Source organism: Halorientalis litorea, assembly GCF_023028225.1.
In the GTDB taxonomy this organism is placed as follows: Archaea; Halobacteriota; Halobacteria; order Halobacteriales; family Haloarculaceae; genus Halorientalis; species Halorientalis litorea.
Genome location: NZ_CP095482.1, coordinates 1,379,987 through 1,393,249 on the forward strand (window position 1 = coordinate 1,379,987; position 13,263 = coordinate 1,393,249).

Annotated in this window: 15 protein-coding genes; 13 read left to right on the forward strand and 2 right to left on the reverse strand. The window is 67.8% G+C overall.

The genetic code is table 11. The annotated features are described in order from the left end of the window. Window positions 1–52 precede the first annotated feature (52 nt). From lysX to MUG95_RS07435, 8 genes are all read left to right on the forward strand, one after another. Window positions 53–967: a lysine biosynthesis protein LysX gene (gene lysX / locus MUG95_RS07400; RefSeq protein ID WP_247010427.1), complete on the forward strand. Its 915-nt coding sequence runs from the start codon at window positions 53–55 to the stop codon at window positions 965–967. Continuing rightward, on the forward strand, window positions 967–2,022 hold the full coding sequence (argC, locus tag MUG95_RS07405) for an N-acetyl-gamma-glutamyl-phosphate reductase (RefSeq protein WP_247010428.1): 1,056 nt from the start codon (window positions 967–969) through the stop codon (window positions 2,020–2,022). The genes lysX and argC overlap by 1 nt, the downstream gene beginning before the upstream one ends. Window positions 2,023–2,121: 99 nt before the next feature. Continuing rightward, the gene (locus MUG95_RS07410) at window positions 2,122–3,015 is read left to right on the forward strand and encodes an acetylglutamate/acetylaminoadipate kinase (RefSeq protein WP_247010429.1); all 894 of its coding nucleotides are present in this window, start codon (window positions 2,122–2,124) and stop codon (window positions 3,013–3,015) included. Beyond that, entirely contained in the window at window positions 3,012–4,151 is a 1,140-nt protein-coding gene (locus MUG95_RS07415; RefSeq protein WP_247010430.1) for an aspartate aminotransferase family protein, read from the forward strand. The genes MUG95_RS07410 and MUG95_RS07415 overlap by 4 nt, the downstream gene beginning before the upstream one ends. Beyond that, a complete protein-coding gene (locus tag MUG95_RS07420; protein WP_247010431.1) occupies window positions 4,148–5,233 on the forward strand; it encodes a [LysW]-lysine hydrolase in 1,086 nt (361 codons plus the stop codon). Before MUG95_RS07415 ends, MUG95_RS07420 begins: the two co-directional genes overlap by 4 nt. 2 nt (window positions 5,234–5,235) lie before the next feature. Further along, on the forward strand, window positions 5,236–6,135 hold the full coding sequence (gene argF / locus MUG95_RS07425) for an ornithine carbamoyltransferase (protein WP_247010432.1): 900 nt from the start codon (window positions 5,236–5,238) through the stop codon (window positions 6,133–6,135). A gap of 122 nt (window positions 6,136–6,257) precedes the next feature. Beyond that, window positions 6,258–6,866, forward strand: coding sequence for a stage II sporulation protein M (locus tag MUG95_RS07430; protein ID WP_247010433.1), 609 nt, complete (start codon window positions 6,258–6,260; stop codon window positions 6,864–6,866). Between the two features lie 69 nt (window positions 6,867–6,935). Then, window positions 6,936–7,322 carry a helix-turn-helix domain-containing protein gene (locus MUG95_RS07435; RefSeq protein WP_247010434.1) on the forward strand — a complete coding sequence of 129 codons (387 nt, stop codon included), beginning with the start codon at window positions 6,936–6,938 and terminating at the stop codon, window positions 7,320–7,322. A 9-nt stretch (window positions 7,323–7,331) separates the two neighbouring features. Here MUG95_RS07435 and MUG95_RS07440 read toward each other — a convergent pair whose 3' ends face one another. Further along, a complete protein-coding gene (locus tag MUG95_RS07440) occupies window positions 7,332–7,847 on the reverse strand; it encodes a hypothetical protein (protein ID WP_247010435.1) in 516 nt (171 codons plus the stop codon). Between the two features lie 86 nt (window positions 7,848–7,933). On the opposite strand from MUG95_RS07440, the gene thrC reads away from it, so the two are divergent. Together thrC and MUG95_RS07450 are read left to right on the forward strand one after the other, a co-directional pair. Beyond that, window positions 7,934–9,253, forward strand: coding sequence for a threonine synthase (gene thrC, locus MUG95_RS07445; RefSeq protein WP_247010436.1), 1,320 nt, complete (start codon window positions 7,934–7,936; stop codon window positions 9,251–9,253). A gap of 77 nt (window positions 9,254–9,330) precedes the next feature. Beyond that, the gene (locus MUG95_RS07450; RefSeq protein ID WP_247010437.1) at window positions 9,331–9,657 is read left to right on the forward strand and encodes a hypothetical protein; all 327 of its coding nucleotides are present in this window, start codon (window positions 9,331–9,333) and stop codon (window positions 9,655–9,657) included. Here MUG95_RS07450 and serA read toward each other — a convergent pair whose 3' ends face one another. Beyond that, window positions 9,658–11,277, reverse strand: a complete 1,620-nt coding sequence (serA, locus tag MUG95_RS07455; protein ID WP_247010438.1) for a phosphoglycerate dehydrogenase — start codon at window positions 11,275–11,277, stop codon at window positions 9,658–9,660. It abuts the gene before it with no gap. Between the two features lie 102 nt (window positions 11,278–11,379). Here serA and serB point away from each other — a divergent pair, with 102 nt between their 5' ends. The 3 genes from serB to MUG95_RS07470 all read left to right on the forward strand — a co-directional run bounded on the left by serB (window position 11,380) and on the right by MUG95_RS07470 (window position 13,261). After that, window positions 11,380–12,015, forward strand: coding sequence for a phosphoserine phosphatase SerB (gene serB / locus MUG95_RS07460; protein ID WP_247010439.1), 636 nt, complete (start codon window positions 11,380–11,382; stop codon window positions 12,013–12,015). A 56-nt stretch (window positions 12,016–12,071) separates the two neighbouring features. Then, window positions 12,072–12,410 (forward strand): nuclear transport factor 2 family protein, encoded by a 339-nt coding sequence (locus MUG95_RS07465; RefSeq protein ID WP_247010440.1) that lies wholly within the window; start codon window positions 12,072–12,074, stop codon window positions 12,408–12,410. A gap of 140 nt (window positions 12,411–12,550) precedes the next feature. Beyond that, on the forward strand, window positions 12,551–13,261 hold the full coding sequence (locus MUG95_RS07470; protein ID WP_247010441.1) for an SCP2 sterol-binding domain-containing protein: 711 nt from the start codon (window positions 12,551–12,553) through the stop codon (window positions 13,259–13,261). Window positions 13,262–13,263: the final 2 nt, after the last annotated feature.

Genomic DNA, 13,263 nt, shown 5'->3' on the forward strand with positions numbered 1-13,263 from the left:
CGACACGACGCACGGAGCCGTCATCGGCTCACACGTACACGGAGGGATTCGCGTGAACATCGGCATCCTCTACTCCCGCATCCGGAAAGACGAGAAGCTCCTCCTCTCGGAACTTCGTGACCGTGGCCACGAGGTGACAAAAATCGACGTGCGCCGCCAGCAGTTCGGCCTGACGGACCCACCCGCGGCCTTCGCGGACGTGGACCTCGTGGTCGACCGCTGTCTCGCCACGAGCCGGAGTATCTACGCCACCCAGTTCGTCGAGGCGTACGGTATCCCCGTCGTCAACAGCCCCGAGACGGCACAGGTGTGTGCCGACAAGGCGAAGAACAGCCTCGCGCTCGCCGGGGCGGGCGTCCCGACGCCCGAGACGACGGTGGCGTTCACCAAAGACGCCGCGCTTGAGGCCATCGAGGCCTTCGGCTATCCCTGCGTCCTCAAGCCCGTCGTCGGGTCGTGGGGCCGCCTGATGGCCAAAATCGACAACCGCAACGCCGCCGAGGCCATCCTCGAACACAAGGAGACGCTGGGCCACTACGAGCACAAGGTGTTCTACGTGCAGGAGTACGTCGAGAAGGGCGGCGAGGACATCCGCGTGCTGGCGACGGACGGCACACCAGTCGCCGCGATGGTCCGCTCGTCTGACCACTGGATAACCAACGCCGCGAAGGGGGCCGAAACCGACGAGTTCGGCCTCGACGAGGAGGCTCGCGAGTTAGTCGAGCGCGCCTCGACGGCGGTCGGTGGCGGCCTGCTCGGCGTGGACCTGATGGAAACCGAGGACGTTCCCGACGGCGAGTCGGGAAGCAGCCAGACGGAGTCTGGCCCGCGGTACACCGTCCACGAGGTCAACCACACCGTCGAGTTCAAGGCACTGAACGACGCGAGCGACGTGGACGTGCCCGCCCGCGTCGTGGACTGGCTAGAAGACAAAGCCGAGAGCGTCGGTGCGGAGGTCGACCGCTGATGTCCGCGAACGGCGAACCCTCGCTGACGGCCTCCGTCGTCGGCGGGAGCGGCTTCACCGGCGGCGAACTCCTGCGGTTGCTGTACAAGCACCCGGAGTTCGAGGTGGTCCAAGCCACCAGTCGCTCGAAGACCAACAAGACCGTCGGCCACCAACATCCCAACCTGCGCGGGATGGACCTGCGGTTCTCGGACCCGGACGACCTCGACTCGGTCGACGTGCTGTTCGCGGCGACCCCCCACGGCGTCTCGATGGAGCAGATAGACGAGTTCCGTGACGCCGCCGGGACCGTCGTCGACCTCTCGGCGGACTTCCGGTTGGACACCGAAGCACAGTACGACGAGTGGTACGACGGCCACTCGCGGCCCGAACTACTCGCCGAGGCCGAGTACGCCCTGCCCGAACTCAACCGGGAGAACCTGCGGGGAGCGGACCTCGTCGCCTCCGGCGGGTGTAACGCCACCGCGACCATCCTCGGGTTGCTCCCGCTGTTGGAGGAGGGCGTCCTCTCGGGCGACGAGCAGGTCGTCGTCGACGTGAAAGTCGGGTCCAGCGAAGGTGGTGCCGGTGGCGGCGAAGCCTCCAGCCACCCCGAGCGGAGCGGCGTCGTCCGCCCCTACGCGCCGACGGGCCACCGCCACGAGGCCGAAATCGAGCAGTTCCTCGGCCTCGACGTGTCCTTCACCGTCCACGCGGTGGACATGATTCGCGGCGCGAGCGCGACGTGTCACGTCTTCCCCGACGGCCCCGTATCGAAGGGCGACCTCTGGGGAGCCTACCGCGGCCAGTACGAGGACGAACCGTTCGTGGACCTCGTTGCCGGTGGCGGCGGCGTCTACCGCTACCCCGAACCGAAGTCCGTCGCGGGCACCAACCGTGCGGAGGTCGGGTTCGAGTTGGACCCCGGGAACAAACGCCTCGTCGTGTTCTCGGCCATCGACAACATGATGAAAGGGTCCGCGGGACAAGCGGTCCACGCCGCCAACGTCGCGCTCGACTTGGAGGAGACGGCGGGACTTGACATCGCAGGTCTACACCCCGTCGGTGCCCCGTAACCGGAGTGATATTTCCATGACTATCGAGAGACATTCCGACGTACGGACGTTCGCTGGCTGTGACTGTCGTCGTCACGTTCGCCACCGGAGGTGGCTCGCGTGACCGTCGTCGTCAAAGTCGGCGGTGCCCGCGCGGTCGACCCCGCGGGCGCGCTCTCGGACGTGGCGTCACTGTCCGAGGACGGCGAAGACGTCGTCGTCGTCCACGGCGGGTCGACGGCCGTCGACGAGACGCTGGAGCGGTTGGGCATCGAACCCGAGTACGTCGAGACGCCGAGCGGCGTCGTCGGTCGGTTCACCGACGCGGAGACGATGGAGGTGTTCGAGATGGTGTTCGGCCACCTGAACACGCAACTCGTCGCGGGCCTCCAGAGCCTCGGCGTGGACGCCGTCGGCCTGAACGGCGTCGACGGGAAACTCCTCCACGGCCCCCGGAAGTCGGCGGTCCGCGTGGTCGAAGACGGCAAGCGCAAGATTCGCCGCGGCGACCACTCGGGCACTATCAAGGAAGTCAACGGGGACCTGCTAGATTCGCTTCTGGCCGACGGGTACACGCCCGTCGCCAGTCCGCCGATGGCTGGTGCTGATGACGGGCGCGAGGCACGGAGTGCCTCGGACAGCGCGAGCGGCGACGGCGGGGAGTCGCGAGCGGAAATCGTCCCCGTCAACACCGACGCCGACCGCTCGGCGGCGGCCATCGCGGGGGCGTTGGACGCCACGCTCGTCCTGCTGACGGACGTGGCGGGCGTCTACGCCGACCCGGACGACCCCGACACGCTCATCGAGGCCGTCGAGACGGGTGCGGACTGGGACCACCTCGAAGACGCGGCGGAGGGGTTCATGAGCCGGAAGGTGATGGCCGCCGAGGAGGCACTCGACGGCGGCGCGCCGGAAGTCGTCGTGGCCGACGCCAACGCCGACGACCCCGTGCTGTCGGCACTCGACGGCGACGGGACACACCTGTATCAGCGCGCGCTGGAGGAGTCACAATGACTGGATTCGTATTCAACGAGAAACCCATTCAGATCGAACGCGGTGAGGGAGCGTACCTGTACGACGACTCGGGGCGGGAGTACCTCGACATGGGCGCGAGTTACGCCTGCGTCCCGTTGGGGCACAACCACCCCGCCGTCGGCGAGGCGGTCCGGGACCAGTTCTCGGACCTGACCTACGTACAGGCCTCCTATCCCGTCCAGACCCGGACGGACCTCTACGAACTGCTCGCCGACACCGCGCCCGCCGACGTGGACTACACGTGGCTCTGTAACTCCGGGACCGAGGCCAACGAGGCGGCCCTGAAGTTCGCCCGGAGCGCGACAGGGAACTCGAAGATAATCGCCACGATGCAGGGCTTCCACGGCCGGACGATGGGCGCGCTGGCGACGACGTGGAAGGACAAGTACAAGAAGCCCTACGAACCGCTCATCGGCGACGTGGAGTTCGTGCCATACGACGACCCCGCGGCCATGAGCGAGGCCGTCGACGACGAGACGGCCGCGGTCATCGTCGAACCCGTCCAAGGGGAAGGCGGCATCAACCCCGCCAGCAAGGAGTTCCTCCAGACCGCCCGCGTCGAGACGGCGACCAGCGGCGCGGCCCTGATATTCGACGAGGTACAGACCGGGATGGGCCGGACCGGGTCGCTGTGGGCCTCGGAGTGGACCGACGTGGTCCCCGACATAATAACCAGCGCGAAGGGGCTGGGCAACGGCTTCCCCATCGGCGCGACGCTGTGCCGGGAGTGGATAGCCGAGAACTACGGCTCCCACGCCTCGACGTTCTCGGGCGGAGCGACTGTCTCTGCGGCCGCCGAGGCCACCGTCTCGACCATCGTCGAGGAGGACCTATCGGGCCACGCCGCCGACGTGGGCGCGTACCTGCAGGAACGCCTCGCGGAGGAACTCGGCGACGACGTGCGCGAGGTGCGCGGCGAGGGGCTGATGATAGGTATCGAGATAAAGCGCGGCGCGAACCGCGTGCTCAAGGAGTTGGCGCTGAACCACGGCGTCCTCGCGCTCCCCGCGGGCCGGACCGTCGTGCGCCTGCTCCCGCCGCTGGCCATCGAGGAGGACCACGCCGACGAGGTGGTCGAAGCACTGGCCGCGGTGCTGACGGAGGACGAGTCATGAGCGAGACACGCTTCTCCAGCGGGAGCACCATCGACGTGAGCGGCGAGGCGCGGCAGTTGCTCGTCGACCTCGTGGACACGCCCTCGGTCACGCGCGAGGAACGCGAGTGTGCCGAGGTACTGGCGGGCTTCTTCGAGGACCACGGTCGCGAGGTGTGGATAGACGAGGTGGGCAACGTCCGGGCACCCGCCGACGACGGCGTCCTCCTGACCTCCCACATCGACACCGTCCCCGGCGACATCCCCGTCGAGATTCGCCCGGCCGAGGACGGCGACGAGGACGCACTCTGGGGCCGCGGGAGCGTCGACGCCAAGGGGCCGCTGGCCGCGATGGCCGTCGCCGCCGTCCGCACCGGTGCCTCCTTCGTCGGCGTCGTCGGCGAGGAGGTCGACTCGAAGGGCGGCCGTTATCTCGTCGCGGACCGCGAGTCGGCCCCCGAGGCCGTCGTCAACGGCGAGCCGTCCGGGTGGGAAGGCATCACGCTCGGCTACCGCGGGTTGGTGGCGGGCACCTTCGTCGCCACCAGCGAGTCGGGCCACACCTCCCGCCCGGAGAACAACGCGATTCAGGACGCCATCGCGTGGTGGTCGGCCGTCGAGGACGAGTTCGCCACCGACGAGTGGCAGGCCGTCTTCGAGCGGGTGACCGCAAAGCCCACCGACCTGGAAGGCGGCCTCTCGGAGGACGGCCTCTCCGTGGAGGCCACCATGTCCTTCCAGTTGCGGGTCCCCCCGGAGATGACGACCGGCGAGGTCATCGAAATCGTGGAGGGACACGCCGACGTGGCCGACCGCATCCACTGGAAAGACGAGGTCGAACCCGTGATGATGAACCCCCGGACGGAAGTCGGGCGGGCCTTCCGCGCGGCCATCCGCCAGCAGGGTGCCGACCCCCGTCTACTCCGCAAGACGGGCACGAGCGACATGAACGTCTTCGCGCAGGCGTGGGACTGCCCGATGGTGACCTACGGTCCCGGCGACTCGGACTTGGACCACGCGCCCAACGAACACCTCCCCCTCTCGGAGTTCGACCGCTCGGTCGACGTGTTAGAGAGTGTGGCCGAACGGCTGTTGGAGGACTAACGATGGGACGCTCACTGGTCGACGTCGACGACCTCTCGCGCGAGGAACTACTGACGGTGCTGGACCGTGCCGCGGACCTGAAGGCCGCCCACGCCGACGACGCCGGCGCGGGCAACGACGTGCTCGCGGACCGGACGCTGGGCATGATATTCGAGAAGCCCTCGACCCGGACCCGCGTCTCCTTCGAGACGGGAATGACACAACTCGGGGGCCACGCCATCTTCCTCGGCCCGGACGACATCCACCTCGGCCACGGCGAGCCAATCAAGGACACCGCTCGCGCCGTCTCGCGGTACGTCGACTTCGTGATGGCCCGCGTGTTCGACCACGCCGACGTGGTGGAACTGGCCGAGTACGCCACCGTCCCCGTGGTCAACGGACTGACCGACGACGCCCACCCCTGCCAGACACTCGCGGACCTGCTGACCATCCGCGAGCAGATGGGTTTCGACGCCAGCGTGGTGTGGGTCGGCGACGGCAACAACGTCTGTCAGTCGTTCGTCCTCGGTGCGGCGATGGTCGGGTTGGACCTGACCGTCGCCACGCCCGCGGGCTACGGCGTCGACGACGCTGTCCTCGACAGGGCGGCCGACATCGGGGACGCCCCAGCGACGACCACCGACCCCGAGGCGGCCGTCGACGGCGCGGACGTGGTGTACACGGACGTGTGGGTCAGCATGGGACAGGAGGACGAACGCGAGCAGAAACTGGCCGACTTCGACGGCTTTCAGGTCACGCCGGAGTTGCTCGGGGACCGGTCGCTGATGCACTGCCTCCCGGCCCACCGCGGCGAGGAAGTCACCGACGCCGCCCTCGAAAGCGAGAACGCCGTCGTCTGGGACCAAGCGGAGAACCGCCTCCACGCTCAGAAGGGACTGCTGGCGTGGTTGCACGAGCAGTAGCGGTTTTTTCGCCACCGAAAGACGCGGCGCGTCTGTCGAGCCCCGCACGTTTTTGCGCGAGCAGTAGGGTAGTTTTCAGTCGACCGCCGGTCTGAAGCCACCGGGGGTCGTAGGGGTAGATGATGAGCCGACACACCCTGAATCGCTCGTGGGTTCGGTCCCTCCCTCGCAACCTCTGGTACGGGTACCGGCGGTACGTAGCACTCTCGGCCCTGTTGTTCGTCGTCGGCGGCGTCATCGGCGGCATCGTCGTGCAGTTCGTCGAGTTGAGTGCGATACTGAGTACGGCCGGGTTCGGTGGCGAAGGCGGCGGGGAGTTCCCGGAGATAACGACGGCGTTTCTCGTGTTGAACAACACCGTCGCGCTCCTCGTGTTGGTGCTCAGCGGCGCGACGTTGGGGCTGTTGACGGCCGCAATCCTCCTGTTCAACGGCGCGCTCGTCGGTGCCGTGGTGGTCGTGACGGCGGAGACGGGCGGCCTGTTGGTGCCCGTCGTCGGTATCCTCCCCCACGGCGTCCTCGAAATCCCGGCCCTCCTGTTCGCCGCGTCGGTGGCGTTCCGGTTCAGCCACCACGTCGTGCTGGCGGCGACGGGGCGGCGCGAGGACGTGATGACAGACGAGGAGGCCAAGGAGGCCGCCGTCCTGACGGTGCTTGCGTTCGTCCTCGTGCCGATAGCCGCGTTCATCGAGGCGAACATCACGACGGCGTTGCTGGAAGGCGTGCGGTGACGGCCGCAAATATACGGTGAGGTGCAGGTAACGACCCGTTTTATTCGGGTGGCGACCCAATCGCGGGCAATGGCAGAGGTCGACCCCAAGCCCAACCGGTTCCGGGACCTGATGCTCGACGACGAACCAGGGTTCGAGGAGGTGCTGGCCTGCGTGTTCGGGATACAGGACCACGAAGTGCGGACGTACCTGACGCTGCTCGACCACCCCGAGCGGACGGTCCAAGAACTGGCGGACACGCTCGACCGCGACCGGAGCAACGTCAACCGCTCGCTCTCGACGCTCCGGGAGAAGGGACTGGCCGCCCGCGAGCGTCGCCTGCTCGACGGCGGCGGCCACGTCTACCAGTACACCGCCACGCCGATGCCGGCGGCCCGCAAGTTGATGCACGAGACGTTGGACGAGTGGGCCGACTACGTGCACGAGCGCATCGACGAGTTCGGTGCGGACGACTGAGGCCACGTTTCACCGGCCGACTGCGGCGACGGCACGGCGGACCCCCACCTCGGCAACCCCGACGACGAGAAGGGCGGCGGCCACGAGCGGACCGAAAAAGAGAGCGTACAGCCCGAGCGGGTCCGACTCGCCCCGAACCCGGAGAAACACCCACTCGACGAGGACGGCCACTGCGAACAGCGCGGCGAGTGGCGCGTACAGCCGCTCACTCGCGTACAGGTACAACGGTATCGCGGCTTGGACCGTCAGGACGAGCGCGCCCAGGAGGAGGAACCCCGCGAGGACGAGGTGGTCCGCGACCATCGAGCGAACGAACGCGTCGGTGAGGAGGCGCGCCCCGGCCCAACTCCCGAGACAGACGAGGGCGTACGCGAGGCAGCCGACGGCGGCGAGGCGGCGCGGCGACGGGAGGCGGTCACGGGCGGCGAGAACGAGCGGCGTGACCGTGACGGCGAGGGCGACGAGACACGCGACGGCGGCGGTGACGGTACTGCTTCCGAGTGCGGGGTCGGGCGTCCCGGCCATATCGGACCGACGACGGCAGGTGTCTTATAGGCTGGGCGGGGCCGAAACCCACCCACTTTTGCGCCCGGAAACCGTCGCGTCAGGCAATGGCAGACCTCGCTCTGGAACTCTCGGGTGCCGAGTCGGGCCCCGACGACGCGACTGATGGCGTCTGGCTGACCTGCATCGAGTGCGGGGAGACGTTCGCACCCTTCGCGGACGTGCGCTACACCTGCGACGACTGTGACAGCCTGCTCGAAGTCCGGTACGCCGACCATCCGACGTTCGAGGACTTTGAAGGACGCGGTGTCTGGCGATACAGCGACGCACTCCCGTTCGAGGAGGGCGTCACGCTCCCCGAGGGCGACACGCCGTTGCACTACGTCCCGCGGCTGGAAGACGAAGTCGGGGTGCGGAACCTCCGCATCAAACACGAGGGGATGAACCCGACCGGGTCGTTCAAGGACCGCGGGATGACCGTCGGCGTCCGCGTCGCACAGGCTGTCGGCGTGGACCGTCTCGCCTGCGCGTCGACGGGCAACACGTCGGCGGCACTGGCGGCCTACGGGGCGCGCGCCGGACTGGAGACGCTCGTCCTCCTCCCTTCGGGGAAAGTCGCGGCGGGCAAGGTCGCTCAGGCCAGCCTCCACGGGGCGCGCATCCTCGAAGTCGACGGCAACTTCGACGCCTGTCTCGACATCGTGCAGGACTTGGCGAACCGAGGCGAGGCGTACCTCCTGAACTCGCTCAACCCCTTCCGACTGGAGGGGCAGAAGACCATCGGCTTCGAGATACTCGAACGGTTCTACGCGGACGAGGGACGGTACCCCGACCGCATCGTCCTCCCGGTTGGCAACGCGGGCAACACCGCCGCCCTCTACAAGGCGTTCCGCGAACTCGTCCGGAGCGGCGCGCTCGCGCCGGGCGACGTGCCGAAACTGACCGGCGTGCAGGCCGAGGGTGCCGCACCGATGGTCGAGGCCATCGCGGAGGACCGCGAGACCACCCGCCGCTGGGAAGACGTCGAGACCATCGCCACCGCCATCCGCATCGGCAACCCGGTCAACGCGCCGAAGGCACTCCCCGGCATCCGGGAGACGGGCGGCACTGCAGTCGCCGTCTCCGACGAGGAGATTACCTCGGCACAGCGCGCGCTGGCGAGCGAGGGCGTCGGCGTCGAACCGGCGTCGGCGGCGTCCGTCGCCGGCCTGCGGAAACTCCGGGAGGCGGGCGACATCGGCGCGGGCGAGGACGTGGTCTGTCTCACGACCGGCCACTTGCTCAAAGACCCCGACGCCGCCGCCGAGGCCGGGGCCGACCCCGAACCCGTCCCGAACGACACCGACGACGTGCTCCGCCACCTCGCTGGCGAGCGCGTGAGCGGCGAGACGGGACTGCTCGGCCGCCTGCGGAGCCTCGTTCGGTAGCGAAACCGACGGACTGCACGCCGTCAGTCGGCCGTCTGACTGAGCTATTTGTGACTGGCGACCCACCGTCTCCGACTATGCCATCAGATACCACGGAGAGCGGGCGGCGGGTCGTCGTGCCCGCCATAGCGGGCGCGGAAACGGCAGGCGGCCACGGGGAATTTCCCAAGGGTGGCCCGTACGGAACCGAGCGTGCAGTCCTGCGGGCGCGGGTCGCTGCACTGGAACACACGGTAGCGCGACGGAACCGGCAGTTACAGGCCGTCATCGACCAGTACGAGCGCGTCCTCGACGAGCGCGGCGCGCGGACGGAACTGGACGGGAGCGCGGTCACGATAGAGTTCGACGACGAGAACGAGGAGCGCGGCGGCGTCGTCGAACGTGTGCGGGCGGTTCTGCGGTAGTCAGTCGGCCGACTCCGTGGCCTCGTCGTCCTCGGCAGCCCCGTTGAGAGAGATGTGGCTCACGTCGATGATGCGCTCGTCGTCGGTGAGGGCCTGCAAGAGGTCGGCCGACGGCTGGTCGTCGAGGTTGTACACGGACAGTGCCTCGCCGCCGATGGTTTCGCGGGCGTTGAACATCGCCGCGATGTTCACGTCGGCGTCACCGAGCGTGGAGCCGATGAAGCCGATGACGCCGGGTACGTCTTCGTTGTGCGCGACGAGCATGTGGCCGTGGGGGATGGCGTCGACGCGGTAGCCGTCGATGCGGACGATGCGCGGGTCGCCGCCGGCGAACTGGGTCCCACAGACCGACACCTCGTCGTCGTCGTTTCGGACGGTGACGGTGACGAGGCTCTGGAAGTCCTCGGAGGACCGGCTCTTCGATTCGGTCACGTCGATACCGCGCTCCTCGGCGATGCTGGGGGCGTTGACCGCGTTGACCTGCCACTCCAGCGGCTCGAAGACGCCCTTGAGCGCGCTCGCGGTCACCAAGTCGAGGTCCTCCTCGGCGATGTCGCCCGCGTAGGACACCTCGATTTCCTCGACGCGGTCGTCGAACAGTTGGACCGCGATTTTGCCGGCCGTGTCCGCGAGTTCGATGTACGGTCGGACGCGCGGGAACGCCGACTCGTCCATCGACGGCGCGTTCAGCGCGTTCATCACCGGTTCGCCGCGGAAGGCGGAGAGAATCTGGTCGGCGATGGAGGTGGCGACGTTCTCCTGTGCGGCCTCCGTACTCGCGCCGAGGTGGGGCGTCACGATGATGTCGTCGACGTCGAGCAGTGGGCTGTCGGGCGAGACGGGTTCTTCGGCGAACACGTCGATGGCCGCACCGGCGAGGGTGCCGCTCTCGACGGCCTCGGCCAGCGCGGGTTCGTCGATGATGCCACCGCGGGCACAGTTGATGACGTAACCGCCCTCCAGTTGTGCGAGTTCCTCGGCACCGAGCATGTTCTCCGTCTCGGGCGTCAGGGGCGTGTGGACCGTGATGAAGTCGGCCCGGTCGAGACAGTCCGCCAAGTCGTCGGCGAGGTCGGCACCCAACTGGTCGGCCCGCTCCTCGCTGATGTACGGGTCGAAGGCCACGAGGTTCATCCCGAGGTTCCCCAGTCGCTTGGCGACTTCCTGCCCGACGCGACCCAAGCCGACGATGCCGAGGGTCTTGCCGTTGACTTCCGTACCGAGGAACTCGCCTTTCGCCCACTCGCCGTCCCGGAGGCGTTCGTGGGCCTGTGGGATGGAGCGAGCGGTTGCGAAGGTCATCGCGACGGTGTGTTCGGCCGCCGCGCGGACGTTGCCCTGCGGCGCGTTGGCGACGATGACGCCGTGGTCCGTCGCGGCGTCGATGTCGATGTTGTCGACGCCGATACCGGCACGGCCGACGATGACGAGGTCGTTCGCGGCCTCGAACACCGCTTCGGTCACTTCGGTGCCCGAGCGGACGACCATCGCGTTGGCGTCCGCCACCGCGTCGAGCAGTTCCTCGCCCTCCACGTCGTAGGCCGTCTCCACGTCGTGGCCCGCCGCACGCAGTCGCTGGATACCAGCGTCCGCGACGGGGTCCGTGACGAGTATCTTCATGCGCGAACCATCCCAGCGGCCGGGCATAACCCTTTCCAGTTGGAGGCGACACGGCCGGGACGAACCACCGCGTTTGAAGCCACGGGCCGCGAACCCACGCCCATGACACTCGTGGCCTTCGACTTCGACGGGACGCTCTCGGACTCGGAGATGACCGTCCTGCTCGGCGAGCAGTGCGGCGTCGCCGACGAGATGGAACGCATCACCGAGCGTGCGATGAACGACGAAATCGGCTACGCGGAGAGCCTGCGCGAGCGGTGCGCGCTGTTGGAGGGCCTATCACAGCAGAAGGCCGAAGCGGCCTTCGACGAGGTGGTTCTCCGAACGGACGCCCCGCTGGTCATCGACGCCCTCAACGAGGCGGGCCACCACACGGCAATCCTCACAGGCGGTTTCGAGCGCGGCGTCGAGCGCGCACTGGAGAAGGCCGGTGTTGCCGTCGACTCCATCGTCGCCAACCGCCTCCCCGTCGCGGACGACGTACTGACCGGCGAGGTGGAGGGGCCGCTCATCGAGGGGACGAAAGACGACGCGCTCGCTGACCTCGCCGAGACGGTGGGCGTCGAGATGGACGACACCGTCGCCGTCGGCGACGGGGCAAACGACCTGCCGATGCTCGAAGTCGCCGGACTGTCGGTCGGGTTCGACCCGAAACCGGCCGTGGGGCCGTCCTGTGACGTGAGCGTCCTCTCGATGTCGGAGCTCCACGGCGTCCTCGAAGCCGAGAGCGTGCTGTAGAGCCCCCCGCCGCGACCGGTACACAGCTTCAAGTAGCCGTTCCGCGACAGTCCGGTATGGACGAGACAGCACGGAACGAGGCCATCGACGCGTACTTCCAAGCACTCGACACGGGCGAGTTAGAGCGGGTGCGGCCCTACCTCGCCGACTCGTTCGTCTACGAGTCACTCGCCGGTGACCTCCACGGCTTCGAGGGCCTGCGGGAGTACATGGAGGAACACCGTTCGTTCTCGGGAACGACCCACGAGACGACGACGCGCGTCCACGGCGAGACGGTGACGATGGCCGAGGGCGTCGTCAGCGGCGGCGGCGGTGAGTCGGACTTCTGCGACGTGTTCGAATTCGACGGCGACGGGAACGTCACGCGCATCGCCGTCTACCTCAACGACGCGTAACCTGCCTCCCAACCGCTCGGGCGACGGCCAGCGCGCTGGGGGGTTCTCGGCTCCGCGGCCAGTACTACTATAAAAAAGGACACCTCAGGTGACCCGATGGTATTTTATACAGACGGTGTATTGTAGGACACTAGTTTCGCATGACTCTGTTTCCCACATCACAGTGGCTCGACGAGTACCAGACCGTACTCAACGAGAGCCGCGCACTTGACGATATCGGGGCCGACTGGGGGGTCGGATTCAACGGTGACGTGCTGATGAAGATTACCGAGGTGCCGCTGGCGGAGACGCGACTCGGCGACCTCCCGGAGGTCGTCATGGCCGACCTGCCGGCCGACGTGCGCGCGGACCTGCAGGACATTACGCTCGACGACGCACCCTCCGTCATCGACGGTGAGGTCCGGGAGTCGACGCCCGAAATCGCGAGCGACCTACTCGATCAGATCGAGGACCACATCCACGACAACACGATTTACGCGTTCGTGTCCCTCGAAGCCGGTAACTGCCCCGAAGTGGACCTCCTCGACGACCCGGACGAGCGCGAGGTGGGGACGACCATGCGTGCACCCTGCTCGGTCTGGCAACAGATAATCGACGGCCGACCGGCGACCTCGGCCGTCCTGACCGGCGACCTGAAGATAAGTCCCGACGGCCGGTTGGACCTCCAGTACCCGACGCTGCTTCAACTGCTCGGTGACCTCGCGGCCGACGTAGAGACGACGTTCCTCTTCGCCGAATCGGAGGCCTCGATTCCGGACCGCGTCGTCGACGAAACTATCAGACAGCCGCTCGCTGTCCAGCAGTTCGCGTACCGGCAGGCCTCGTGGACCTCGAAGATGCTCGGATTTTGAAC